The sequence below is a fragment of the Cellulomonas sp. FA1 genome (assembly GCF_000986825.1).
GTDB classification, from domain to species: domain Bacteria; phylum Actinomycetota; class Actinomycetes; order Actinomycetales; family Cellulomonadaceae; genus Cellulomonas; species Cellulomonas iranensis.
Genome location: NZ_LBMY01000001.1, coordinates 692,199 through 718,086 on the forward strand (window position 1 = coordinate 692,199; position 25,888 = coordinate 718,086).

Consider the following 25,888-nt stretch of genomic DNA (forward strand, 5'->3'; position numbering starts at 1 on the left):
CGAGCGCACCCGCACGGCGGGTGGTCACCGATTTCCGCGGCCCGTCCCGGGCCGCGTGCGCTGACCTGCACGCCGACGCCGGCCGCTGACGTCCTTCGGACGCCCCGGCCGCCCCGGGGCGGGCGCCACTAGACTGCCCAGCCGGCCGACGTGCGTGCGCCCAGCACCGCGTCCGGCCGCCGGTCGAGGCCCGCACCCGCGGGTGCCGACCGCCCGGAACCGTCCTGGAAGGTCCCCATGACCAGCGACACCACGCTGTCCCCGCTCGACGCCGACGGCGTCGCCGCGGCCGTCGACGCCGCGCTCGCGGACGTCGCCGCCGCCGGCGACCTCGACTCCCTCAAGTCCGCCCGCCTCGCGCACACGGGTGACGCGAGCCCGCTCGCGCTCGCGAACCGCGCGATCGGCGCGCTGCCCGGCCCCGACAAGGCGGCCGCGGGCAGGCTCGTCGGGCAGGCGCGCGGGCGCGTCAACGCCGCGATCGCGGCGCGCACGGCCGAGCTCGAGGCCGAGCGCGACGCGCGCGTGCTCGTCGAGGAGTCCGTCGACGTCACGCTCCCGGCCGAGCGCCACCCGCTCGGCGCGCGCCACCCGCTGTCGACGCTCTCGGAGCGCATCGCCGACGTGTTCGTCGCGATGGGCTGGGAGATCGCCGAGGGCCCCGAGCTCGAGGCCGAGTGGTTCAACTTCGACGCGCTCAACTTCGGCGTCGACCACCCGGCGCGTCAGATGCAGGACACGTTCTTCGTCGCGCCGCCCGCCGGCGCCGACGTGCCGGAGGACGGCTCGGGCCTCGTGCTGCGCACGCACACGTCGCCCGTGCAGGCGCGCACGCTCCTCGAGCGCGGCGTGCCCGTGTACATCGCGTGCCCCGGCAAGGTGTTCCGCACCGACGCGCTCGACGCGACGCACACGCCCGTCTTCCACCAGGTCGAGGGCCTCGCGGTCGACAAGGGCCTGACGATGGCGCACCTCAAGGGGACGCTCGACCACTTCGCGCGGGCGATGTTCGGGCCGCAGGCGCGCACGCGCCTGCGGCCGTCGTTCTTCCCGTTCACGGAGCCGTCCGCCGAGATGGACCTGTGGTTCCCGCAGAAGAAGGGCGGGCCCGCGTGGATCGAGTGGGGCGGCTGCGGCATGGTCAACCCGGCCGTGCTGCGCGCGTGCGGCGTCGACCCCGACGTGTACTCGGGGTACGCGTTCGGCATGGGCATCGAGCGCACGCTCATGCTCCGGCACGGCATCGCCGACATGCGCGACATGGTCGAGGGCGACGTGCGCTTCTCCCAGCAGTTCCGGACGGTGATCTGACATGCCTCGTATCCCGCTGACCTGGCTCGGCGACCACGTCGAGCTGCCCGCCGACCTCACCGCCGAGACGCTCGCCGCGGACCTCGTGCGCGTGGGGCTCGAGGAGGAGGCGATCCACACCTCGGGCGTGACGGGCCCGCTCGTCGTCGGCCAGGTGCTCGAGCTGACGCCCGAGCCGCAGAAGAACGGCAAGACGATCAACTGGTGCCGCGTCGACGTCGGGGCGCACAACGACCTCGACGAGGCCGGCGAGCCGACCGTCGCGCGCGGCATCGTGTGCGGCGCGCACAACTTCGGCGTGGGCGACCGCGTCGTCGTCGCGCTGCCGGGCGCCGTGCTGCCCGGGCCGTTCCCGATCGCGGCGCGCAAGACGTACGGGCACGTGTCGGACGGCATGATCTGCTCGGCCCGCGAGCTCGGCCTGGGCGAGGACCACGCGGGCATCATCGTGCTGTCGCGCCTCGGCTACGGGCCGGACGTGACGGCGCCCGGCACCGACGCGCTGCGCCTGCTGGGGCTGGCCGACGAGGTGCTCGAGATCAACGTGACCCCGGACCGGGGCTACTGCTTCTCGATGCGCGGCGTCGCGCGCGAGTACGCGCACTCGACGGGTGCGCGCTTCACGGACCTCGGCCTGCCGTCCGACGACGTGCTGCGCGAGCGGCCCGCGGGGTTCGGCGTCGAGATCGACGACGACGCGGGCATCCACGACGTGCCGGGCTGCGACCGGTTCGTCGCGCAGGTCGTGCGCGGCGTCGCGGCGTCGGCGCCGTCGCCGGCGTGGCTGCAGCGGCGCCTCACGCAGGCCGGCATGCGACCCATCGGCCTCGCGGTCGACGTGACCAACTACGTGATGCTCGACCTCGGGCAGCCCATGCACGCCTACGACCTCGCGACGCTGACGGCGCCCGTGGTCGTGCGGCGCGCCCGGGCGGGGGAGCGCACGACCACGCTCGACGGCGTCGAGCGCACGCTCGACGCGCAGGACCTGCTGGTCACCGACTCGACCGGGGGGCGCGCGGCGCGCGTCCTGGGGATCGCGGGCGTCATGGGCGGCGCGGACTCCGAGGTGTCGGACGGCACGACCGACCTGCTGCTCGAGGCCGCGCACTTCGACGCCGTGAGCGTCGCGCGGTCCTCGCGGCGGCACCGGCTGAGCTCGGAGGCGTCCAAGCGGTTCGAGCGCGGCGTCGACCCGCGGCTCGCGCGGGTCGCGGTCGCGCGCGCGGCCGCGCTGCTCGTGGAGCACGGCGGCGGGACGGTTGACGACGCGCTCACCGACGTCGACCGCACGGGCACGCCCGCGCCGGTCGCGTTCGACCCCGCGCAGGCGGGGCGGCTCGTCGGCGTGCCGTACACGGACGACGAGGTGCGCGCGACGCTCGAGGAGATCGGCTGCACGGTCGACGCGTCGGTCGTGCCGTGGCGGGTCACGGCGCCCACGTGGCGTCCCGACCTCGTCGCGGGTGTCGACCTGGTCGAGGAGGTCGCCCGGCTGCGCGGGTACGACGCGATCCCGTCGGTCGTCCCCGCGGCGCCGACCGGCAGCGGGCTGACGCGCTCGCAGCGCCAGCGGCGTGCGGTCGCGGACGCGCTCGCGGCGGCCGGGCTCGTCGAGGTGCTGAGCTACCCGTTCGTCTCGGCCGCGCAGCTCGACGCGCTCGGGCTGGCCGCGGACGACGAGCGGCGCCACGCGGTGCGCCTGGTCAACCCGCTCGCCGACGGCCAGCCGCTGATGCGCACCGACCTGCTCGTGACGCTGCTGGAGACCGCGCGTCGCAACGTCGCGCGCGGCACGACCGACCTCGGCGTGTTCGAGCTCGGGCTGGTGACGCTCCCGGGTGCGGACGGCGGGGTCGCGCCGCGGCTGCCCGGGGGCGTGCGTCCCGCGGACGACGTGCTCGCGACCGTCGAGGCGGCCGTGCCGCACCAGCCGCTGCACGTCGCGGGCGTGCTCACGGGGCTCGTCGAGCCGGCCGGGCACTGGGGGCCCGGCCGCCGCGCGGACCACGCGGACGCGATGGCGCTCGTGCAGCGCATCGCGCAGCGCGTGGGCGTCGAGCTCGCGGTCGCGGCCGACGGCGAGCGTGCACCGTTCCACCCGGGCCGGTGCGCGCGCCTCACGGCGCCGACGGGCGTGGTCGTGGGGCACGCGGGCGAGCTGCACCCGCAGGTCGTCGCGGCGCTCGACCTGCCCGCGCGCGCGGTCGCGTTCGAGGTCGACCTCACGGCGCTGCTCGCGGCGTCGTCGGACGCGCCCGTCGAGGCCGCCCCGGTCTCGACCTTCCCGGTCGCCAAGGAGGACGTCGCGCTCGTCGTGGCGTCCGACGTCCCGGCGGCGGACGTGCTGGCCGCGGTCCGTGCGGGTGTCGAGCAGAGCCCCGCGGGCGACGTGCTGGAGGACGTGCGGCTGTTCGACGTCTACACGGGCGACCAGATCGGCGAGGGGCGCACGTCGCTCGCGTTCGCGCTGCGCCTGCGTGCGCCGGACCGCACGCTCACGGCTGCCGAGACCGCGGCGGTGCGTGACGCGGTCGTGGCCGAGGCGCACGCGCGCGTCGGCGCGGAGCTGCGCGCGTAGCGGACGGTTCCGTCTCACCGCAGGCCGGTCCCGGGTGCTCCCGGGGCCGGCCTGCGTCGTCCCTGCGCCGTGTCGCGCCCCGATCGTCACCGCGAAATACGGACGAACCGGGACGTCGTCGGACGAGTTCACCAGATAGTTACTGTCGGGTAGTTGCGGCGAAAGGGACGGACCCCACAGGGTGAGGACGGCCGTCCAGGTGCGGCCGCCTGCCCGCGCGACGAGGCGTGGTCACCACGACCCCTCGCCGCGCCCGACGGAGGAGATCTGCGTGCACGTCAGACGAACGGCCACCGGAGCGCTCACCGCGCTCGCCCTGGTGCTCACCGGCGGTGTGGCAGCCGCCGGAGCCGCGAGCGCGGCGGTGTCGACCGACGCGACCCTGCTGGTCAACGAGGTGTACGGGGGCGGGGGCAACTCCGGCGCCCCGTTCGACCGGGACTTCGTGGAGCTGGTCAACACGGGTGACGCCCCCGTGGACCTCGCGGGGTACTCGCTGCAGTACGCGTCCGTGACGGGCGCGTCGTGGCAGGTCACGCCGCTGTCCGGCAGCGTGCCCGCCGGTGCGACGTTCGTCGTCGGGCAGGCGTTCGGCGCGAACACCGCGGCTCCCGACGTGCCGGTGGACCTCGAGGGCACGAACGTCGCGATGAGCGGCACGAACGGCAAGGTCGCGCTCGTGCAGGGCACCGCCGCACTGACGTGCTCGACCGGGTGCGCACAGGTCGACACGGTCGTCGACCTGCTCGGCTGGGGGCCGACCGCCTCGTCGTTCGCCGGGACCGCCCCGGCGCCCGCGACGACCAACGCGACGTCGGTGCAGCGCGACGACGCGCACACGCACTCGGCGGACAACGCGGCGGACTTCCGCGCCGCGACGCCGACGCCCACGTCGGCGGGCACGGGGCCGGGTGAGCCCGGCGAGCCCGGTGAGCCGACGACCGTGACGATCGCCGAGGTGCAGGGCACCGGCGACGCGTCGCCGCTCGTGGGCCGCACGGTCACGACGTCCGGCGTCGTCACCGCGGTGTACGCGACCGGCGGCTACGACGGCTACGTGCTGCAGACCCCGGGCTCGGGCGGGGGCGACACCACCGGACGTACGGGGTCCGAGGCGGTGTTCGTGTACTCGCCGTCGACCGTGGGCGAGGTCGTCGCCGGGCAGCATGTGCGCGTCACCGGGCAGGTCGCCGAGTACTTCGGGCTCACGCAGATCGCGGTCGAGGGTGCGGCGGCGGTCGAGCAGCTCCCGGCCGCCGACGCGCCGACGCCTGTGCAGGGCACGTGGCCCGCCGACGCGGCGGCGCGCGAGGCGCTCGAGTCGATGCTCTACCTGCCGACGGGCGACCTCACCGTCTCCAACACGTACACGACCAACCAGTACGGCGAGGTCGCGCTCGCGGTCGGCACGACGCCGCTGCTGCAGCCGACCGACGTCGCGCGTCCTGGTTCTCCCGAGGCCGCGGCGGTCGTCGCCGACAACGCCGCCCGCGGCGTCGTGCTCGACGACGGCGCGTCGATCAACTTCCTCGCACCCGGCAACGGCGCGCTGACACCGCCGTACGTGTCGCTCGACAACCCCGTGCGGATCGGCGCGGCCGTGCAGTTCACCGACCCGGTCGTCGTCGACTACCGCAACAACGCGTGGAAGCTCAGCCCGACCGCGCCCGTCGCGGCCGGCGGCCCCGCACCCGCGACGTTCGAGAACACCCGCACGTCGGCGCCCGCGGCCGTGGGCGGCGACCTCAGCGTCGCGTCGTTCAACGTCCTCAACTACTTCACGACGCTCGGCGACGAGAACCCCGCGTGCGTGCCGTACCGCGACCCCACGGGTGAGCCGGTCACGGTCCGCGAGGGCTGCGACCAGCGCGGCGCGTGGGACAAGGCGGACCTCGAGCGGCAGCAGGACAAGATCGTCGCGGCCATCACGGCGCTCGACGCCGACGTGGTCGGCCTGCTGGAGATCGAGAACTCGGCGCGAGTCACGGGCACGCCCGACGCCGCGCTCGCGACGCTCGTCGACGCGCTGAACGAGGCGGCCGGTGCCGGGACGTGGGCGTACGTGCCGTCGTCCACCGAGCTCCCGCCCGCGGCCGAGCAGGACGTCATCACCAACGCGATCATCTACCGGCCGGCCGCGGCGACGCCCGTGGGCGACCCCCGCGCGCTGGGCGACCAGGGCGGCGACGACCAGGCGTTCGGCAACGCGCGCGAGTCTGTCGGCCAGGTCTTCACGCCGGCCGCGGGCGGCGAGCCCCTGCTGGTCGTGGTGAACCACTTCAAGTCGAAGAGCTCGGCCGGCCCCTGGCCGGGCGACCGCGACACGGGCGACGGGCAGGGCGCGTCGAACGAGTCGCGCGTGCGCCAGGCGACCGCGCTGCGTGACTGGGTGCCCACCGTGCAGGGCGACGCCGCGGCGGTCGCGCTGGTCGGCGACTTCAACTCGTACACGCACGAGGACCCGCTGCAGGTGCTGTACGACGCGGGCTACTTCAACGCCGCGGCGCAGCTCGCGCCGGGTGAGCACTCGTACGCGTTCCAGGGACTGTCGGGCTCGCTCGACCACGTGCTCCTCAACGAGGCGGCCGCGACCCGGGCGACCGGCGCGGACGTGTGGGGCATCAACGCCGAGGAGTCGATCGCGCTCGAGTACAGCCGGTTCAACTACCACGGCACGTCGTTCTACGCGCCGGACCCGTACCGCTCGTCGGACCACAACCCGGTCAAGGTCGGGTTCGCCGCGGGTGAGGACAACACCGGACCGGTCGACCTCACGTTCCTCAACATCAACGACTTCCACGGGCGCATCGACGCCAACACCGTGAAGTTCGCGGGGACCGTCGAGCAGCAGCGCGCGGCGGCGGACGGCCCGGTGGCCTTCCTGTCGGCGGGCGACAACATCGGTGCGTCGCTGTTCGCGTCGGCCGTGCAGGACGACCAGCCGACGATCGACGTGCTGAACGCTCTGGACCTGCGCGCGTCGGCGGTCGGCAACCACGAGTTCGACAAGGGGTACGACGACCTCGTCGACCGTGTGATCGCGGGCGGTGACAACGCCGCGTTCCCGTACCTGGGGGCGAACGTCTACGAGAAGGGCACCACGACGCCCGCGCTCGACGAGTACGCGCTGCTCGACATGGGTGGTGTGAGCGTCGCCGTGATCGGCGTGGTCACGCAGGAGACCCCGACGCTCGTGACGCCGGGCGGCATCGCCGGTCTGGACTTCGGCGACCCGGTCGAGGCGGTCAACCGCGTCGCGGCGCAGCTCACGGACGGCGACCCCGCCAACGGCGAGGCCGACGTCATCGTGGCGCAGTACCACGAGGGCGCGGGCGCCGGGACGCCCGACGGCGCGACCCTCGAGGAGGAGGTCGCCGCGGGCGGCGCGTTCGCGGCGATCGTCAGCGAGACGGTCCCCGCGGTCGACGTGATCTTCACGGGTCACACGCACAAGCAGTACGCGTGGCTCGCGTCGCACGGCGACGTCGAGCGTCCGGTCGTGCAGACCGGGTCCTATGGCGAGCTCCTCGGCAAGGTCGTGCTCACGTACGACCGCGACGCGGACGCGGTCACGGCCGTGACCGCGGAGAACGTCGCGCGCACCACGACGGCCGACGCCGACCTCGTCGCGGCCTACCCGCGCGTGGCCGAGGTCAAGACGATCGTCGACGCGGCGCTCGCGTACGCGAACGAGGTCGGTGCGCAGCCGGTCGGCTCGGTCACGGCGGACGTCACGACCGCGTTCAGCGGCGGCGCGTACGTCGGCGGCGTGTACCAGGGCTCGGCCCCGGGCACGACGACGGGCCGGGACGACCGCAGCCGCGAGTCGGCGCTCGGCAACCTCGTGGCGGACGCGCTGCTCGACACGTTGGCCTCCCCGGAGCGCGGCGGTGCCGACATCGGCGTCGTCAACCCCGGCGGCCTGCGTGCCGAGCTGCTGTACGCGCCCGACGGCACGATCACGTACGCCGAGGCCAACGCGGTGCTGCCGTTCGTCAACAACCTCTGGACCACGACCCTCACGGGCGACCAGGTGGTGACGATGCTCGAGCAGCAGTGGCAGACCAACCCGGACGGCACGATCCCGAGCCGCCCGTACCTGCAGCTGGGGCTGTCGGACAACGTCGCGTACACGTACGACGCGACGCGGCCGCTGGGCGACCGCATCACGTCGGTCACGGTCGACGGCGCGCCGATCGACCCCGCGGGGGAGTACCGCATCGGCACGTTCTCGTTCCTCGCGCAGGGCGGCGACAACTTCCGGGTGTTCTCGCAGGGCACGGCCACGGCGGACTCGGGCCTCATCGACCGCGACGCCTGGATCGCGTACCTGCGGGCGCACCCGGGGCTGACGCCGGACTTCGCCGAGCGCGCGGTGTCGGTGCCCGCGCTCGACGCGCCGGTGGCACCGGGCGACGAGCTGACCTTCACGGTCGGCGGGATCAACCTCACGAGCCTCGGGGCCCCGGAGAACACCGCGGTCGAGGTGCTGTGGGGCGAGCAGTCGCTCGGGTCGTTCCCGCTCGTGCGGGGCGACGGGCCCGACGCGTCGGCCCAGGTCACGGTCACGGTGCCCGCGGGCGTCGAGCCCGGTGAGCACGCGCTGACGGTCGTGGCCGCACCCAGCGGCACGACGGCGACGGTGCCCGTCACGGTCGAGGCGGGTCTGCCCGCGTCGACCACGACGCTCACGGCCTCGCCCGACTCGCACGTGCACGGCACGTGGGGGCAGCGCGTGCGCCTGGTCGCGACGGTCACGGCCGACGCCCCGGTGACGGGTGCGGTCGAGTTCGTCGTCGGCGACGACGTGCTCGGCACGGCCGCTCTGCGCGACGGCCGCGCGACGTTCACGCTGCCGGCGGCCACGGCGGCGGGGACCTACGAGGTCGTGGCCCGGTGGGCCGGGACCGACGCGGTCGCGGGCTCGCAGTCGGAGCCGGTGACCGTCACGGTCGAGCAGGCGACCAGCACGACGACGCTGAACGTCGTGCAGTCGCCGCTGTCCCGGTGGGTGCCGTCGGCGTGGGTCGCGACCGTCGCCCTCGACACGTGGCGCGTGCCGTCCGGCACGGTCGAGCTGCGCGAGGGCGACCGGGTCGTGGCGCGCGCGAACGTCGTGCTCGGCGTCGCGGTCGGCACGGTGCCGCGCGACCTCGGCAGCGGCACGCACCGCCTCACCGCGGTGTTCGTCCCGTCCGACCCGACGAACGTCGCGGGCAGCACGAGCCGCACGGTGTCGGTCCGCGGCTGACGCGACGGACGACGGGGCCCGGCCGGAGAGATCCGGCCGGGCCCCGTCGTCGTGCCGCGTCAGACGTAGTCGCTGTACGCGGGCAGGTCCAGCACGCCGTTGCCCGACAGGCCGATGACGATCGTCTCGTCGGTCGTCGCGGCGCGAGCGTGCGCGAGGGCGCCGGCGACCGCGTGCGTGGACTCCGGCGCGGGGATGAGCCCCTCGGCGCGCGCGAACTCGACGCCCGCCGCGAACGCCGCGTCCTGCTCGACGGCGATCGCCTCCATGAGGCCCAGCTCGTACGCGTGCGACACCATGGGTGCCATGCCGTGGTAGCGCAGCCCGCCGGCGTGGATCGCGGGCGGCACGAAGTCCTTGCCGAGCGTGTGCATCTTCAGCAGCGGCGTGAGGCCCGCGACGTCGCCGAAGTCGTACCGGTACTCGCCCTGCGTCATCGACGGGCACGCCGCCGGCTCGCACGCGACCACGCGCGTCGTGGTCCCGTCGCGCAGGTTGCGGCCCAGGAACGGGAACGACAGGCCGCCGAGGTTCGACCCGCCGCCCGCGCACCCGAACACGACGTCGGCGGTCTCGCCGATCTCGTCGAGCTGGGCCAGCGCCTCGACGCCGATGACGCTCTGGTGCAGCAGCACGTGGTTGAGCACCGAGCCCAGCGCGTAGTGCGCCGCCGGGTCCTTCGCGGCCGACTCGACGGCCTCGCTGATCGCCATGCCGAGCGAGCCCGTGGTCGTCGGGTCGGTGGCGAGCATCGCGCGCCCCGCCTCGGTGAGGTCCGACGGCGACGCGTGGCACGTCGCGCCGTAGGTCTCCATCTGCATGCGGCGGTACGGCTTGGCGTCGTACGACGCGCGGACCTGCCACACCTCGCAGTCCAGCCCGAGCAGCGCGCACGCCATGGACAGCGACGCGCCCCACTGGCCCGCGCCGGTCTCGGTGGTGAGCCGCGTGATGCCCTCGACCGCGTTGTAGTACGCCTGCGCGACCGCCGTGTTGGGCTTGTGCGACCCGGCCGGCGAGACCCCCTCGTACTTGTAGTAGATCTTCGCCGGGGTGCCGAGCGCGCGCTCGAGGCGCAGCGCCCGCACGAGCGGCGACGGCCGCCACAGCGCGTACATCTCGCGCACGGTCTGCGGGATCTCCACCCAGCGCTCGGTCGAGACCTCCTGCGCGATGAGCGCCATCGGGAACAGCGGCGCCAGGTCGTCGGGCGTCAGGGGCTCGCGCGTACCCGGGTGCAGCGCCGGTGGGCACGGCTCGGGCAGGTCCGCCGCGAGGTTGTACCAGTGCGTCGGCACGCTCGACGGCACCACGGTGCCGACGGGGTCCGTGAGCACGGCGGGTCGGGTCGCGTCGGGGGAGGTCGTCATGTCGCCTCGCAGGGTCGGGCGCGCACGCGCGCGGTGGCGGACGCGGGTCACGTCCGCCGCCCCCGGGCGTCGGCGACCCGCACCGCGAGGGTAGCGGCGCGCGCCCGCGCCCGGCGGGCACGTCCACGACCAGGGGCGACGTGCGCCCCGGCCCGCGGCGCGGACGCTCCTGGGAGGGCGTGCGCGGTGTTGCTACGGTGGTCCGCGACACGGGGTGCCCGGTACCGAGCCGGGCTGAGATCACACCCGTCGAACCTGATCTCGTTAGCACGAGCGAAGGGATGTCGACCATGACGTCTGCCGTCCTCCCGTCCGCCCCGCACCGCACGGGTGCCCCGCCGGACGACCTGGCCGCCGCGGCGGCCGCCGCGCTCGCGGCCGTCCGTGAGCGCACGCCGCTGGTGCAGTGCCTCACCAACGAGGTGACGACGAACCTCGTCGCCAACGCCCTGCTCGCACTCGGCGCGTCGCCCGCGATGGCCGCGGTGCCGGGTGAGGCGCAGGAGCTCGCGGGCGTCGCGGGCGCCGTCCTGGTCAACCTCGGCACGCCCGGCCCCGACCAGCGCGCGTGCGTCGCGCCGACCGTCGCCGCGGCGGCCGGCGCGGGCGTCCCGTGGGTCCTCGACCCCGTGGCGGTCGGCGTGCTGTCGGTGCGCACGCGCCTGGCCGGTGCGCTGCTGGCGGAGAGGCCCGCGGTCGTGCGCGGCAACGCGAGCGAGGTCCGCGCGCTCGCGGGCCACGCGTCGGGCGGGCGCGGCGTCGACGCGCTCGACGGCGTCGACGCGGCGGCCGACGCGGCCGTCGCCGTCGCCGCGCTGACCGGCGGCGTGGTCGCGGTGTCCGGGCCGGTCGACCTCGTCACCGACGGCACGACGACCGTGCGGCTGGCCGTCGGCGACCCGCTGCTGACGGCGATCACGGGGGCCGGGTGCGCGCTCGGCGGGCTCGTCGCGGCGTTCGCCGCCGTGACCGACCCGTTCACCGCGGCGGTCGGCGCGTCGACCGCGCTGGGCGTGGCCGCCGAGCGGGCCGCGCGCGACGCGCACGGCCCCGCGTCGTTCCAGGTCGCGCTCGTCGACGAGCTGTACCGCCTGACGCCCGACGCGCTGGGTGCGCGCGTGCTCGACGCCGCGGCGGTGCCGGCGTGAGCGCGGCACCCGCCCTGCCGGGGGGCGTCTACCTCGTGCTCGACGCGGACGTGTGCGCCCGTGCCGGGCACCATCCCGCGCAGGTCGCCGGTGCGGCCGTCCGCGCGGGCGTCGGGACCGTCCAGGTGCGCGCCAAGCGCGCGAGCGTGCGCGAGCTCGTCGACCTCACGGTCGCCGTCGCCGACGCGCTGCGTCTCGCCGGGCCCGCGGCGCTCGTGGTCGACGACCGGGTCGACGTCGCGCTCGCGGCGCGTGCCCGCGGGGCCTCGGTCGACGGCGTGCACGTCGGGCAGCGCGACCTCGAGGTCGACGACGCCCGTGCGCTGCTCGGCGCCGACGCGCTGATCGGGGTCTCGGCCGCGCTGCCCGAGCACGTGCGCGCCGCACCGGGCGCCGACCACGTGGGCAGCGGCCCGGTGCGACTCACGCCCACCAAGCCCGAGGCCGGTCCCGCGCTCGGGTTCGACGGCCTGCGGCGCGCGGTCGACGCCGCCGCCGGGCGGCCGGTCGTCGCGATCGGCGGGCTGACCGCGTCCGACGCGCCCGCGCTGCGCGCCGCGGGCGCGCACGCGATGGCCGTCGTGAGCGCGGTGTGCGCGGCCCCGACCCGGGCGCGGCGGCGGCCGCGCTGGTCACGGCGTGGGACGGTGCGCTCGTCGTGGGCGGTGCCCGGTGACCGGGCCGACGGGTGCCGACACGGACCTGACGACGGGACGGCCCGCGAGCCGCGTGCGGGTGCTGTCCGTCGCGGGCACCGACCCGACCGGCGGGGCCGGTGTGCAGGCCGACCTCAAGTCGTTCGCGGCGCACGGCGCGTACGGCATGGCGGTGGTCACCGCGCTCGTCGCGCAGAACACGCACGGCGTGCGCGACGTGCACGTGCCCGACGTCGCGTTCCTGCGCGCGCAGCTCGACGCCGTGGGCGACGACGTGCGCGTCGACGCCGTGAAGATCGGCATGCTCGCGACCCGCGCGGTCGCGCTCGAGGTGGGCGACTGGCTCGCGCGCACGCGGCCGCCGGTCGTCGTGCTCGACCCGGTGATGGTCGCGACCAGCGGCGACCGCCTGCTCGACGCGGACGCCGAGGACGCCGTGCGCGACCTCGTGGGCGCCGCGCACCTCGTGACGCCCAACCTGCCCGAGCTCGGCGTCCTGCTGCGCGAGCCGACGGCCCGCACGTGGTCCGCCGCGCTCGACCAGGCGCGCCGACTGGCTCGCACGCGCGACGTCGTCGTGCTGCTCAAGGGCGGCCACTTGGGCGGCGCCGCGAGCCCCGACGCGGTCGTCGACGCGACGACCGTCGTCGAGCTCGACGCGCCGCGCGTCGCGACCACCGCGACGCACGGCACGGGCTGCTCGTTGTCGGCGGCCGTCGCGGCGCTGCGACCGCGACGCCCCGACTGGGTGAGCACGGTCGGGGAGGCCAAGCAGTGGCTCACGGGCGCGATCGCCGCGGGCGAGGCGCTGCGCGTCGGCTCCGGGCGCGGGCCGGTCGACCACCTGCACCACGCGCCGACCCTGGGCGCGCGGCCGTTCGGCGACGAGGCGTGGGACGTCGTCGCCGGGCTGCGGGCCGCGTGCGACGACCTGCCGTTCGTGCGCGCGCTCGCGGACGGCACGCTGCCGCGCGCGGCGTTCGAGGCGTACGTGCACCAGGACGCGCTCTACCTGGCGGCGTACTCCCGCGTGCTGGCCCGCGCGAGCGAGCTCGCACCCACGGGGGAGGCGCAGGCGTTCTGGGCCCGCGGCGCGAGCACGTGCCTGGACGTCGAGGCCGCGCTGCACCACGAGCGGCTCGCCGGCGGGCGGTACGCCGGCGTCCCCGCGTCCGCCGTCACGACGGCGTACACCGACCACCTGCTCGCGGTCGGCGCGACCGGCACGTACGCCGAGGTCGCGGCCGCCGTGCTGCCCTGCTACCGGCTGTACGCCGACATCGGCGCGCGCATCCTCGCGCGGGCCGGCGACCTGGCCGACCACCCGTACGGCGACTGGGTCGTGACGTACGGCGACCCGGCGTTCGCGGCGTCGGCGGCGCAGGCGGGCGCGCTCGCGGACGCCGCGGCGCGCGAGGTCGGTGCGGCGACGCGCGCGCGCATGCTCACGGCGTACGTGCGCTCGTGCGAGCACGAGGTCGCGTTCTTCGACCAGGTCGACCTCGTCGCGGACGTGCCGCCGGGCCGTCGGCGGGAGGCGACGCCGGCGCGGGTCTGAGGTCCGCCCGCGGCAAGGACGGGCCGGCTGCCGGCGCCCCCGTCGCGGGCGGGCGCCGGCCCGGCGTCGCGTCAGCAGGACCCGTCGGTGCAGGCCTCGGCGCTCGGGGCGGCGGTCAGCGGGTTGGCCTCGCGCCACCCGGCGTCGAGCAGCTGCGTGAACACCTCGGCGGGCTGCGCGCCCGAGACGGCGTACCTCCGGTCGACGACGAAGAACGGCACGCCCGTGACGCGCAGCGCGCGCGCCTCGTCGAGGTCGGCGCGGACCTCGTCGGCCGCGTCGTCGCCCGCGAGGGCGCTCGCGACCTGCTCGTCCGACCAGCCGTGGTCGCCGAACCCGGCCTGCGCGGCGATCCGCACGAGCGCACCGTCGGCGCCCAGGTCGACGCCCTGCTCGAAGTGCGCCGAGAACAGCGCCTCCATGGTCGCCTCGACGAGCGCGGCGCCACCGGCGCGGCGCGCGAGGTGCAGCAGGCGGTGCGCGTCGAACGTGTTGAACGCGAGCGTGCGGTCGAAGTCGTAGCGAAGGCCCTCGCCCGCGGCGACGTCGGTGACGTGGCCGAACATCTGCGCGACCTGGTCGCGGGGCAGGCCCTTCATCTCGACGAGCGCGTCGATCTCGGGGCGGCCGGGCCCGGTGGGGGTGTCGGGGGACAGCTGGTAGGAGCGCCACACGACCTCGACGTGCTCGGCGTGCGGGAAGTCGCGCAGCGCCGTGGCGAACCGACGCTTGCCGATGAAGCACCAGGGGCACGCGACGTCGGACCAGACCTCGACGGTGACGGTCCGCGGCGGGGCGGCGAAGACGGGGGTGTCGAGGCTCATGGCAGCAGGAGGACCTTTCCGGTGGTGGTGCGCCCCTCGAGGGCGCGGTGTGCGTCGGCCGCGTCGGCCAGGGGGTACGTGGCGCCGACGCGGACGTCGAGCGCACCGGCGGCGACGGCGTCGAACAGCTCGGTCGCGCGCCACAGCAGCTCGTCGCGCGTGGCCGTGTGGTCGCCGAGCGTGGGGCGCGTGACGAACAGCGAGCCGCCCGCGTTGAGCCGCTGCAGGTCGACCGGCGGCACCTGCCCGGACGACCCGCCGTAGAGCACGAGCGTGCCGCGGCGGGCCAGCGACGCGAGCGACGCGTCGAACGTGTCCTTGCCGACGCCGTCGTAGACGACGTGCACGCCGCGGCCGCCGGTGAGGTCGCGGACCAGCGCGGGGAGCTCGGTGGTGAGGTCGGACAGCTCGCGGTAGCGGAGGACGTCGCTCGCGCCGGCCGCGCGCGCGAGCGCCTCCTTGTCCGCCGAGCCGACGGTGGCGATCACGCGCGCACCGCGCGCGGCCGCGAGCTGCGTGAGCAGCAGACCGACGCCGCCCGCACCGGCGTGCAGCAGGACGTCGTGCCCCTCGCGCAGCGGGAAGGTCGAGGTGGTGAGGTAGTGCGCGGTCATGCCCTGCAGCGGGAGCGCGGCGGCGGTCGCGTCGTCGACGCCGGGCGGCACGGGCAGCGCCTGGGCCTCGGGCACGGCGACGAGCTCGGCGTACGAGCCGGGCGCGGACGCCCACGCGACGCGGTCGCCGGGCGCGAGCGTCGTGACGTCCGCACCGACCTGCACGACCTCGCCGGCGCCCTCCGACCCCACGACGTGCGGGAACGGCATACGGTAGGTGCCGCTGCGCCGGTAGGTGTCGATGAAGTTGACGCCCGCGGCCGCGACGCGCACGAGCACCTGGTCGGGTGCCGGGGTCGGGTCGGGGACGTCGGTGACCTCGAGGACCTCGGGGCCGCCGGCCCGGGTCGCGACGACTGCACGCATGCCTGGCGCAACCACCGCGACGGGGCGGTGTGTTCCCCGCGCGTCGTTGGTATTTGTGTGCAGCCGACTGTATGTTCATGCACATGACGTTCACCGTGGCGGTCGCCGGCGCCAGCGGGTACGCGGGCGGGGAGATCCTGCGCCTGCTGCTCGACCACCCCGAGGCGCGCATCGGCACGCTCACCGCGCACAGCAGCGCGGGCACGCCGCTGGGCACGCACCACCCGCACCTGCGCGACCTCGCCGACCGCGTGCTGCAGCCCACCTCCGCGCAGGCGCTCGCGGGCCACGACGTCGTCGTGCTCGCGCTGCCGCACGGCGCGAGCGGCCAGGTCGCCGCCGAGCTCGAGTCGCTCGGCGAGGACCCGGTCGTGCTCGACCTCGGCGCCGACCACCGCCTGCAGGACGCGGCCGACTGGGAGGCGTACTACGGCAGCCCGCACGCGGGCACGTGGACGTACGGCCTGCCCGAGCTGGTGACGGCCGTCACCGGTGGCCGCCAGCGCGCGGCGCTCGCGGGTGCGCGCCGCATCGCCGTGCCCGGCTGCAACGTCACGGCCGTCACGCTCGGCCTGCAGCCGGGGGTCGCGGCGGGCCTGCTCGACCCGACCGACCTCGTCGCGGTGCTCGCCAACGGGTACTCGGGCGCCGGCAAGGCCCTCAAGCCGCACCTGCTCGCGTCCGAGGCGTTCGGGTCGGCCGTCCCGTACGCGGTCGGCGGCACGCACCGGCACGTCCCCGAGATCGCGCAGAACCTGCGCAGCGCGGGCGCGGCCGACGTGCGCACGTCGTTCACGCCCGTGCTGGTGCCGATGTCGCGCGGCATCCTCGCGACCGCGACCGCCCGGCTCGCACCCGGCGTCGACGTCGACGAGGCCGCCCTGCGCACGACGTGGCGCGACGCCTACGCCGACGAGCCGTTCGTCCACGTGCTGCCCGACGGCCAGTGGCCCACGACGGCGGCCGTCACGGGGTCGAACACCGCGCTCGTGCAGGTCGCGCTCGACGCGCGCGCGGGCCGCGTCGTCACCGTGACGGCCATCGACAACCTCGTCAAGGGCACCGCCGGCGGTGCCGTGCAGTCCCTCAACCTCGCGCTCGGGCTCCCCGAGACGCTCGGCCTGCCCCGGAACGGAGTCGCCCCGTGACCGACCACCTCGGACCCGCCCTCGAGGGCACGTCACCCGGCACGTCGCCCGGCGTGACCGCGCCGGCGGGCTTCCGCGCGTCCGGCGTCACCGCCGGGTTGAAGGCGTCCGGGCGCCCGGACCTCGCGATCGTCGTCAACGACGGGCCGCGTCACGCGGGTGCCGCGGTGTTCACGACCAACCGCGTCGTGGGCGCGCCGGTCGTCTGGTCGCGCCAGGTCGTCGCGGACGGCGTCGTCTCGGCGGTCGTCCTCAACTCGGGCGGGGCGAACGTCAGCACGGGGCCCGAGGGCTTCCTCGACGCGCACCTCACGGCCGAGCGCGTCGCGACGGCCCTGGGCGTCTCGTCCGGCGACGTCGTCGTGTGCTCGACCGGTCTCATCGGCGAGCGCCTCCCGCGCGAGACGCTGCTGGCGGGCGTCGACCTCGCGGCCGCCGCGCTCACGCCCGACGCGGGGCTCGACGCCGCGACGGCCATCATGACGACCGACACCGTGCCGAAGACCGCGCACGTCACGGTCGAGACGCCCGACGGCGCGTTCACGGTCGGCGGCATGGCCAAGGGCGCGGGCATGCTCGCGCCGGCGATGGCCACGATGCTGTGCGTCGTCACGACCGACGCCGACGTCGCGGCGCCCGTGCTCGACGCCGCGCTGCGCGCCGCGACCGCCGAGACGTTCGACCGTGTCGACTCCGACGGCTGCATGTCGACCTCCGACACCGTGACGCTGCTCGCGTCCGGCGCGTCGGGCGTCACGCCCGCCGCCGACGTCCTCACCGACGCCGTGCGGCGCGTGTGCGCGTCGCTCGCGCGCCAGCTTGTCGCCGACGCCGAGGGTGCGTCGCACGACATCGCGGTGCACGTCGTCGGGGCCACGACGCCGGACGCCGCGGTCGCCGTCGCGCGGGCCGTGACGCGCTCGAACCTGTTCAAGGCCGCGATGTTCGGCAACGACCCCAACTGGGGGCGCGTGCTCGCGCAGGCGGGCACGGTGCCCGAGGAGGTCGCGCCGTTCGACCCCGAGGCGATCGACGTCGCGATCAACGGCGTGCTGGTCTGCAAGGCCGCGCGCCCGCACGCCGACCGCGGCGAGGTCGACCTCGCCTCGGCCCGCGAGGTGCACGTGACCGTCGACCTGCACGCGGGTGACGCGGCCGCGACCGTCTGGACCAACGACCTCACGCACGACTACGTCCACGAGAACAGCGCGTACTCCACATGACCACGACCCCCCCGCCCGTGCCCGACGACTTCGTCTTCGACACCCGCACCGACCTGCGCGCCGACCAGAAGGCGGAGGTGCTCGTCGAGGCGCTGCCCTGGCTGCAGCAGTTCTCCGGCGCGCTCGTCGTCGTCAAGTACGGCGGCAACGCGATGATCGACGACGACCTCAAGCGCGCGTTCGCGCAGGACATGGTGTTCCTGCGGCAGGTCGGCCTGCGGCCCGTCGTCGTGCACGGCGGCGGACCGCAGATCAACGCGATGCTCGACCGCCTCGACATCCGCAGCGAGTTCCGCGGCGGGCTGCGCGTCACGACGCCCGAGGCGATGGACGTCGTGCGCATGGTCCTCACGGGCCAGGTGTCGCGCGAGCTCGTCGGCCTGCTCAACGCGCACGCGCCGCACGCCGTCGGGCTGTCGGGCGAGGACGCCGGGCTGTTCCAGGCACGCCGCCGCACCGCCGTGGTCGACGGCGTCGAGGTCGACGTCGGGCTCGTCGGCGACGTCGTGCAGGTCAACCCCGGCGCCGTGCTCGACCTGCTGGACGCGGGCCGCATCCCGGTCGTCTCGACCGTCGCGCCCGACGTCGACGACCCCACGCAGGTGCTCAACGTCAACGCCGACACCGCGGCGGCCGCGCTCGCGGTCGCGCTCGGCGCGCGCAAGCTCATCGTGCTCACCGACGTCGAGGGCCTGTACACCGACTGGCCGGACCGGTCCTCGCTCGTGCGACGCATCCGCGCGTCGGCCCTCGCCGAGCTGCTGCCGCGGCTCGACGCGGGCATGCGCCCCAAGATGGAGGCGTGCTGGCGCGCCGTCGAGGGCGGCGTGCCGCGTGCGCACGTGATCGACGGCCGCGCGCCGCACTCGATCCTCGTCGAGGTGTTCACGTCCGACGGCGTCGGGACGATGGTGCTGCCCGACGCCGACCCCGACGGCCACCCGTCGACCGTGCCCGTGCGCGCCGTGCGCCTGGCGACGCAGGACCAGGAGGACGACCGGTGACGACCACGCCCGAGGGCACCCCCACGACCGCGCGGCACCGGGCGCCCGGCGCCGAGGACGCGCTGCCGGTCCCCGCCGCCGCGGGCTCGGTGGCCGAGTGGACCGAGCGCTACGCGCACGCCGTCATGGACACGTTCGGCCCGCCGCAGCGCGTGCTCGTGCGCGGCGAGGGCGTCTACGTGTGGGACGCGGACGGCACGCGCTACCTCGACCTGCTCGGCGGCATCGCCGTGAACTCGCTCGGCCACGCGCACCCGACGCTCACGGCGGCGGTCAGCGCGCAGCTCGGCACGCTCGGCCACGTGTCGAACTTCTTCGCGAGCCCCGCGCAGATCGCGCTCGCCGAGCGTCTCGTCGCGCTCGCCGACGCGCCCGAGGGGTCGCGCGTGTTCCTCGCGAACTCCGGGACCGAGGCCAACGAGGCCGCGCTCAAGCTCACGCGCCGGCACTCGGGCGGCGCCCGGCCGCGCGTGCTCGCGCTCGAGGGCGCGTTCCACGGCCGGTCGCTGGGCGCGCTGTCGCTCACGCACAAGGCCGCGTACCGCGAGCCGTTCGAGCCGCTGCCCGGCGGTGTCGAGTTCCTGCCGTTCGGCGACACCGACGCGCTGCGGGCCGCGTTCGCCGAGGGCGGTGACCAGGTGGCCGCGCTGTTCGTCGAGCCCATCCAGGGCGAGGCGGGCGTGCGGTCGCTGCCGCCCGGCTACCTCGCGCTCGCACGCGAGCTGACGACGGCGCACGGCGCGCTGCTGGTGCTCGACGAGGTGCAGACCGGCATGGGCCGCACGGGCCGCTGGTTCGCGCACCAGCACCCGCACCTCGGCGGGGGCGTCCGCCCCGACGTCGTCACGGTCGCCAAGGGCCTCGGCGGCGGGTTCCCCGTGGGTGGGCTCATCGCGTACGGGCCCGACGTCGCCGCGCTGCTCGGCCGCGGTCAGCACGGCACGACGTTCGGCGGCAACCCCGTCGCGTCCGCCGCGGCCCTCGCGACCGTCGGCGTCGTCGAGCGCGACGGCCTCCTCGCGCACGTCACCGCGCTGGGGGAGCGGCTGCGCGAGCGGCTGCGCTCGACCGGCAACCCGCTCGTGCGCGAGGTGCGCGGCGAGGGGCTGCTCATCGCCGTCGAGCTCGCGGCCCCCGTCGCGGCCCGTGTCGCGGCCGACGCGCTCGCCGCCGGGATCATCGTCAACCCGTGCACGCCCACGACGCTGCGCCTCGCGCCGCCGTACGTCCTCACCGACGAGCAGGCCCAGCCGTTCGTCGACCTCGTCGCCGCGCTGCCGGCCGACCTCGCCGCGGAGGAGACCCCGTGACCCGCCACTTCCTGCGCGACGACGACCTGTCGCACCGCGAGCAGGCCGCCGTGATCGAGCTCGCGCTCGCGTTCCGCGACGACCGGTTCATCCGCACGCCGCTGTCGGGCCCGCGCGCGGTCGCGGCGGTCTTCGACAAGCCGACCCTGCGCACGCAGGTCAGCTTCCTCACGGGCATCGCCGAGCTCGGCGGCTTCCCGCTGCCGGTCGACGGGGGGCTGGCCCGCATCGGCGAGCGCGAGTCGATCGCCGACACCGCGCGCGTGCTCGGGCGTCAGGTCGCCGCGATCGTGTGGCGCACGCACGCGCAGACCCGCATCGAGGAGATGGCCGCGCTCGCGGGCGTCCCGGTGGTCAACGCGCTCACGGACGAGTTCCACCCGTGCCAGGTGCTCGCCGACCTCATGACGGTCGCGCAGCACCGCGGCGGCGTCGCGTCGCTGCCGGGCACGACGCTCGCGTACGTCGGCGACGGCGCGAACAACATGGCCCACTCGTACCTGCTGGGCGGCGCGACCGCGGGCATGCACGTGCGGGTCGGGGCCCCGGCGGACGCGGCGCCGGACCCCGCGGTGGTCGCGGACGCCGAGCGCGTCGCGGCGGGCACGGGCGGGTCGGTGACGGTCGTGCACGACCTGGCCGCCGCGGTCACGGGCGCGGACGTCGTGGCGACCGACACGTGGACGTCGATGGGCCAGGACGCGCGGGACGCGGACGACGAGGCGCGGTTCGTGCCGTTCCGGCTCGACGCGGCGGCGCTCGCGCTCGCCGCGCCCGACGCGCTCGTGCTGCACTGCCTGCCCGCCTACCGCGGCAAGGAGATCACCGCCGACGTGCTCGACGGGCCCCAGTCGGTCGTGTGGGACGAGGCCGAGAACCGGCTGCACGCGCAGAAGGCGCTCCTGACGTTCCTGCTGGAGCAGTTGTGAGCACGCCGACGGTCGCGGCGACGAAGGCCGCACGGCACGCGCTCATCGTGTCGCTGCTGCAGCGCGGCACCGTCCACTCGCAGGGTGAGCTCGCGGGGCTGCTCGCGGACGAGGGCGTGACGGTCACGCAGGCGACGCTGAGCCGCGACCTGGTCGAGCTGCGCGCCGTGAAGATCCGCACCGCGACGGGTGCGCTCGCCTACGCCGTGCCGGCCGAGGGCGGCGACCGCACGCCGACGATGGCCGACACCGAGCAGCTCGCGGCGCGGCTCGTGCGCCTGAGCGCCGAGCTGCTGGTCACGGCCGAGGCGTCGGGCAACCTCGTGGTGCTGCGCACCCCGCCGGGCGGCGCGCAGCTGCTGGCCTCGGCGATCGACCACTCGGTGCTCCCGTCGGTGCTCGGGACGATCGCGGGGGACGACACGGTGCTCGTCATCTCGCGGGACCCGGCGGGGGGCGACGCGCTCGCGGCGCGGTTCCTCGCGCTCGCCGCCGAGGGCTGACCTCAGTTATGAATAGGTCCGCATGTGGATGTATGTTCATGCATGCAGACCTCGATGAAGGAGAGAACCTGACATGACCGAACGCGTCGTCCTCGCGTACTCCGGCGGCCTCGACACCTCGGTGGGCATCGGCTGGATCGCCGAGGCCACCGGTGCCGAGGTGATCGCCGTCGCGGTCGACGTCGGCCAGGGCGGCGAGGACCTCGAGGTCATCCGCCGACGCGCGCTCGACTGCGGCGCGGTCGAGGCGTACGTCGCCGACGCGCGCGACGAGTTCGCCACCGAGTACTGCATGCCGGCGCTCAAGGCGAACGGCCTGTACCTCGACCGGTACCCGCTGGTCTCGGCGCTCTCGCGCCCCGTCATCGTCAAGCACCTCGTGCGCGCCGCGCGGCAGTTCGGCGCGACCACCGTCGCGCACGGCTGCACCGGCAAGGGCAACGACCAGGTCCGCTTCGAGGTCGGCATCACCTCGCTCGCGCCCGACCTCAAGTGCCTCGCGCCCGTCCGCGACCTCGCGCTCACGCGCGACAAGGCCATCGAGTACGCCGAGAAGCACCAGCTGCCGATCGCGACCACCAAGCACAACCCGTTCTCGATCGACCAGAACGTGTGGGGCCGCGCGGTCGAGACCGGGTTCCTCGAGGACATCTGGAACGGCCCCACCAAGGACGTCTACACCTACACCGACGACCCGACGTTCCCGCCGGTCGCCGACGAGGTCGTCATCACGTTCGAGCAGGGCGTGCCCGTCGCGCTCGACGGCGTGCCGGTGACCCCGCTACAGGCGATCCAGGAGATGAACCGCCGCGCCGGCGCGCAGGGCGTCGGCCGCATCGACATCGTCGAGGACCGCCTGGTCGGCATCAAGTCGCGCGAGGTCTACGAGGCCCCCGGCGCGATCGCGCTCATCGCGGCGCACCAGGAGCTCGAGAACGTCACCGTCGAGCGCGAGCAGGCCCGCTTCAAGCGCGGCGTCGAGCAGCGCTGGACCGAGCTCGTCTACGACGGCCAGTGGTTCTCGCCCCTGAAGAAGTCGCTCGACGTGTTCGTCGAGGACACGCAGCGCTACGTGTCCGGCGAGGTGCGCCTCGTGCTGCACGGCGGCCGTGCGACCGTCTCGGGCCGTCGCTCCGACTCGAGCCTGTACGACTTCAACCTCGCGACGTACGACACGGGCGACACGTTCGACCAGTCCGCCGCGAAGGGCTTCATCGAGATCTACGGCCTGAGCTCCAAGCTCGCCGCGGCGCGCGACGTCAAGTTCGGCAACGCGCCCGACCTCGGCTCGCAGGGGGGCATCGACGCGTGACCGCCCAGCCCGGCCCGCTCGCGCTGTGGGGCGGACGCTTCGCGTCCGGCCCCGCGGCGGCCCTCGCCGACCTCTCGCGCTCGACGCACTTCGACTGGCGCCTCGCGGACGACGACATCACCGGATCGGTCGCGCACGCGCACGTGCTGCACGCCGCCGGTCTGCTGTCGGACGCCGAGGTCGCCGGCATGGTCGACGCGCTCGAACGCCTCCGGGCGGACGTCGCGTCGGGCGCGTTCGCGCCCACGCCGGACGACGAGGACGTGCACACCGCGCTCGAGCGCGGTCTCATCGAGCGGGCCGGGACCGAGCTCGGCGGCAAGCTGCGCGCCGGGCGCTCCCGCAACGACCAGATCGCGACGCTCGTGCGCATGTACCTGCGGCGTCAGTCGCGCGTGCTGTCGGGCCTCGTGCTCGACGTCGTGGACGCGCTCGTCGCGCAGGCCGAGGCCGCGGGCGACGCGCCCATGCCGGGCCGCACGCACCTGCAGCACGCGCAGCCCGTGCTGCTCGCGCACCACCTGCTCGCGCACGCGTGGCCGCTGCTGCGCGACGTCGAGCGGTGGGCCGACTGGGACGCGCGCGCGGCCCGCTCGCCGTACGGCTCGGGCGCGCTGGCGGGCTCCTCGCTCGGGCTCGACCCGGCGAAGGTCGCGGCCGAGCTCGGCTTCGACGGACCGGTGGAGAACTCGATCGACGGCACGGCGTCGCGCGACGTCGTCGCCGAGTTCGCGTTCGTCGCGGCCATGACGGCCGTGGACCTGTCGCGCCTCGCCGAGGAGGTCGTGCTCTGGGCGACCAAGGAGTTCGGCTTCGTGCGCCTGCACGACGCGTACTCCACGGGGTCGAGCATCATGCCGCAGAAGAAGAACCCGGACGTCGCCGAGCTCGCGCGCGGCAAGGCGGGGCGCCTGGTGGGCGACCTCACGGGACTGCTCACGACGCTCAAGGGCCTGCCGCTCGCGTACAACCGCGACCTGCAGGAGGACAAGGAGCCGGTCTTCGACCAGGTCGACCAGCTCACGGTCCTGCTGCCGGCGTTCGCGGGCATGGTCGCGACGCTGACGTTCGACACCGAGCGCATGGCGGCTCTCGCGCCGCAGGGCTTCTCGCTCGCGACCGACGTCGCCGAGTGGCTCGTGCGCGAGGGCGTGCCGTTCCGCGTCGCGCACGAGGTCGCGGGCGCCTGCGTGCGGGTCTGCGAGGAGCGCGGGATCGAGCTGTGGGACCTGTCGGACGACGACCTCGCCGCGATCAGCCCGCACCTGACGCCCGGCGTGCGCGCCGTGCTGTCGGTCGAGGGCTCGCTCGCGTCGCGCGACGCCGTCGGGGGCACCGCGCCCGTGCGCGTCGCCGAGCAGCTCGGCCGTGCGCGCGACGCCGCGGCCCGGCTGCGTGCGGCGCGCACCGTCTGACGGTCCCCGGGGCCGGTCCCCTCAGGAACGACCCGGGGCGGCCGATCGCGGCAGGGGAGCGGCGCACTGCAGCGCCCCCGCAGCGAGAAGGTGACCATGGCAGCCTCCGGCCACGCCCCGTCGACCCCGGTCGAGCCCTACCTGTCCGACCTCAACGGCGTGCAGCGCTGGTTCGCGAACGTCGGCGTGCGCGGCAAGGTCGCGATGCTCGCGACCGTCATGGTCGTGCTGCTCACCGTCACGGCCGTCATCGCGGTGACGGGTCTGCGGTCGATGACCGCCGCGGGTGCGGACGTCGACGCCCTCGCGACCCGCACGACGCAGCTCGTGCTCGGCGTCGCGGTGCTGACCGGCGTGCTCGGGTTCGTGCTCGCGCGCGTCGGGTCGCGCAGCATGGAGCGGGAGCTGGAGCGGCTCGTCGCCGTGGCCGGGTCGATCGAGCGCGGTGACCTCACGGCCCGCGCGCGCATGGACAACGGCGACCAGATCGGCGTCGCGGCCCGGTCGCTGGACGCGGGCCTGGACGCGCTCCAGGCCTCGCTCGCCGGCGTGACGCGCCAGGTCGGCGCGCTGGCCGACGACGCGCGTGCGCTCGACACCGGCAACGTCGAGCTGCGCCGCGAGGCCGGGGTCGTCGACGGCGACGCGCGCTCGCTCGCGGCGTCGGCCGCGGACGTCGCTCACACCGTGCAGGCCGTCGCGGCGGGTGCCGAGCAGATGGGCGCCTCGATCCGCGAGATCGCGACGAGCACCGACGACGCCGTGCGGGTCGCGCGGGACGCGCAGGACGCGGCGCGCGAGGCGGCCGACACGGTGGCGCGGCTCGGCGAGTCGTCGACGCAGATCGGGAACGTCGTCAAGCTCATCACCTCGATCGCCGAGCAGACGAACCTCCTCGCGCTGAACGCCACGATCGAGGCGGCGCGCGCCGGCGAGGCGGGCAAGGGCTTCGCGGTCGTGGCCGGCGAGGTCAAGGAGCTCGCGGGCGAGACCGCGCAGGCGACGGACGACATCGCGCGCCGCGTCGACGCGATCCAGGCCGACACGACCGCGGCGGTCGAGGCGATCACGCGCATCACCGACGTGATCGGGCGCATCAGCGACCACCAGTCGACCATCGCGGCGGCGGTCGAGGAGCAGAGCGCGACGACGGCCGAGATGACGCGCGGCGTCACGCGCGCCGCCGAGGGCGTCGGCCAGATCGCGACGACGTCGTCGGCGGTCGCGGGGCGCATGAGCGCGACGACCGAGCGTCTCGACGAGGCGGGCGGGCACGTGACGGCCATCGCGTCGGGGTTCGGGCAGGTCGGCGAGCTCGTCGGCACGTTCCGCGTCTGACGTGCGCGTCCGCGACCACCGGCGCGT

Annotated in this window: 17 protein-coding genes, 1 pseudogene and 1 riboswitch; of the genes and pseudogenes, 15 read left to right on the forward strand and 3 right to left on the reverse strand. The window is 75.4% G+C overall.

Going from position 1 to position 25,888, the window contains the following annotated elements:
- Positions 1-237: 237 nt before the first annotated feature.
- The 3 genes from pheS (at position 238) to GY42_RS03075 (ending at position 9,143) form a co-directional block, all read left to right on the forward strand.
- Entirely contained in the window at positions 238-1,311 is a 1,074-nt protein-coding gene (pheS, locus tag GY42_RS03065; protein ID WP_046528211.1) for a phenylalanine--tRNA ligase subunit alpha, read from the forward strand.
- A 1-nt stretch (position 1,312) separates the two neighbouring features.
- Positions 1,313-3,892 (forward strand): phenylalanine--tRNA ligase subunit beta, encoded by a 2,580-nt coding sequence (pheT, locus tag GY42_RS03070; protein ID WP_046528212.1) that lies wholly within the window; start codon positions 1,313-1,315, stop codon positions 3,890-3,892.
- A gap of 271 nt (positions 3,893-4,163) precedes the next feature.
- Positions 4,164-9,143 (forward strand): ExeM/NucH family extracellular endonuclease, encoded by a 4,980-nt coding sequence (locus GY42_RS03075; RefSeq protein WP_052748184.1) that lies wholly within the window; start codon positions 4,164-4,166, stop codon positions 9,141-9,143.
- Between the two features lie 59 nt (positions 9,144-9,202).
- Here GY42_RS03075 and GY42_RS03080 read toward each other — a convergent pair whose 3' ends face one another.
- Positions 9,203-10,513: a TrpB-like pyridoxal phosphate-dependent enzyme gene (locus tag GY42_RS03080; protein ID WP_046530477.1), complete on the reverse strand. Its 1,311-nt coding sequence runs from the start codon at positions 10,511-10,513 to the stop codon at positions 9,203-9,205.
- Between the two features lie 200 nt (positions 10,514-10,713).
- Positions 10,714-10,812, forward strand: a riboswitch (TPP riboswitch).
- On the opposite strand from GY42_RS03080, the gene thiM reads away from it, so the two are divergent.
- From thiM to thiD, 3 genes and pseudogenes are all read left to right on the forward strand, one after another.
- Positions 10,804-11,661 (forward strand): hydroxyethylthiazole kinase, encoded by an 858-nt coding sequence (gene thiM / locus GY42_RS03085; RefSeq protein ID WP_082131335.1) that lies wholly within the window; start codon positions 10,804-10,806, stop codon positions 11,659-11,661. (Overlaps the previous riboswitch by 9 nt.)
- A 50-nt stretch (positions 11,662-11,711) precedes the next feature.
- Positions 11,712-12,194, forward strand: a pseudogene (locus GY42_RS18555) (thiamine phosphate synthase); the annotation flags it as partial.
- Between the two features lie 139 nt (positions 12,195-12,333).
- Positions 12,334-13,875 (forward strand): bifunctional hydroxymethylpyrimidine kinase/phosphomethylpyrimidine kinase, encoded by a 1,542-nt coding sequence (gene thiD / locus GY42_RS03095; RefSeq protein WP_236686700.1) that lies wholly within the window; start codon positions 12,334-12,336, stop codon positions 13,873-13,875.
- A 71-nt stretch (positions 13,876-13,946) separates the two neighbouring features.
- Here the strand turns inward: thiD and GY42_RS03100 are convergent, their stop codons facing one another.
- Entirely contained in the window at positions 13,947-14,699 is a 753-nt protein-coding gene (locus GY42_RS03100; RefSeq protein WP_046528214.1) for a DsbA family oxidoreductase, read from the reverse strand.
- Positions 14,696-15,679: a quinone oxidoreductase family protein gene (locus GY42_RS03105; RefSeq protein ID WP_046528215.1), complete on the reverse strand. Its 984-nt coding sequence runs from the start codon at positions 15,677-15,679 to the stop codon at positions 14,696-14,698. The genes GY42_RS03100 and GY42_RS03105 overlap by 4 nt, the downstream gene beginning before the upstream one ends.
- Before the next feature lie 83 nt (positions 15,680-15,762).
- On the opposite strand from GY42_RS03105, the gene argC reads away from it, so the two are divergent.
- The 9 genes from argC to GY42_RS19755 all read left to right on the forward strand — a co-directional run bounded on the left by argC (position 15,763) and on the right by GY42_RS19755 (position 25,861).
- Positions 15,763-16,827, forward strand: a complete 1,065-nt coding sequence (gene argC, locus GY42_RS03110; RefSeq protein WP_201775252.1) for an N-acetyl-gamma-glutamyl-phosphate reductase — start codon at positions 15,763-15,765, stop codon at positions 16,825-16,827.
- Positions 16,824-18,050 carry a bifunctional glutamate N-acetyltransferase/amino-acid acetyltransferase ArgJ gene (argJ, locus tag GY42_RS03115; protein ID WP_046528217.1) on the forward strand — a complete coding sequence of 409 codons (1,227 nt, stop codon included), beginning with the start codon at positions 16,824-16,826 and terminating at the stop codon, positions 18,048-18,050. Before argC ends, argJ begins: the two co-directional genes overlap by 4 nt.
- Positions 18,047-19,054 (forward strand): acetylglutamate kinase, encoded by a 1,008-nt coding sequence (gene argB, locus GY42_RS03120; RefSeq protein ID WP_046528218.1) that lies wholly within the window; start codon positions 18,047-18,049, stop codon positions 19,052-19,054. The genes argJ and argB overlap by 4 nt, the downstream gene beginning before the upstream one ends.
- Entirely contained in the window at positions 19,051-20,364 is a 1,314-nt protein-coding gene (locus tag GY42_RS03125; RefSeq protein ID WP_046528219.1) for an acetylornithine transaminase, read from the forward strand. The genes argB and GY42_RS03125 overlap by 4 nt, the downstream gene beginning before the upstream one ends.
- Positions 20,361-21,293 carry an ornithine carbamoyltransferase gene (argF, locus tag GY42_RS03130; RefSeq protein WP_046528220.1) on the forward strand — a complete coding sequence of 311 codons (933 nt, stop codon included), beginning with the start codon at positions 20,361-20,363 and terminating at the stop codon, positions 21,291-21,293. The genes GY42_RS03125 and argF overlap by 4 nt, the downstream gene beginning before the upstream one ends.
- The gene (locus GY42_RS03135; protein ID WP_046528221.1) at positions 21,290-21,796 is read left to right on the forward strand and encodes an arginine repressor; all 507 of its coding nucleotides are present in this window, start codon (positions 21,290-21,292) and stop codon (positions 21,794-21,796) included. Before argF ends, GY42_RS03135 begins: the two co-directional genes overlap by 4 nt.
- Before the next feature lie 73 nt (positions 21,797-21,869).
- Positions 21,870-23,108, forward strand: a complete 1,239-nt coding sequence (locus GY42_RS03140) for an argininosuccinate synthase (RefSeq protein WP_046528222.1) — start codon at positions 21,870-21,872, stop codon at positions 23,106-23,108.
- Positions 23,105-24,523 carry an argininosuccinate lyase gene (gene argH / locus GY42_RS03145; protein WP_046528223.1) on the forward strand — a complete coding sequence of 473 codons (1,419 nt, stop codon included), beginning with the start codon at positions 23,105-23,107 and terminating at the stop codon, positions 24,521-24,523. Before GY42_RS03140 ends, argH begins: the two co-directional genes overlap by 4 nt.
- Positions 24,524-24,619: 96 nt before the next feature.
- Positions 24,620-25,861, forward strand: a complete 1,242-nt coding sequence (locus GY42_RS19755; RefSeq protein WP_052748185.1) for a methyl-accepting chemotaxis protein — start codon at positions 24,620-24,622, stop codon at positions 25,859-25,861.
- The last annotated feature ends 27 nt before the right edge of the window (positions 25,862-25,888 follow it).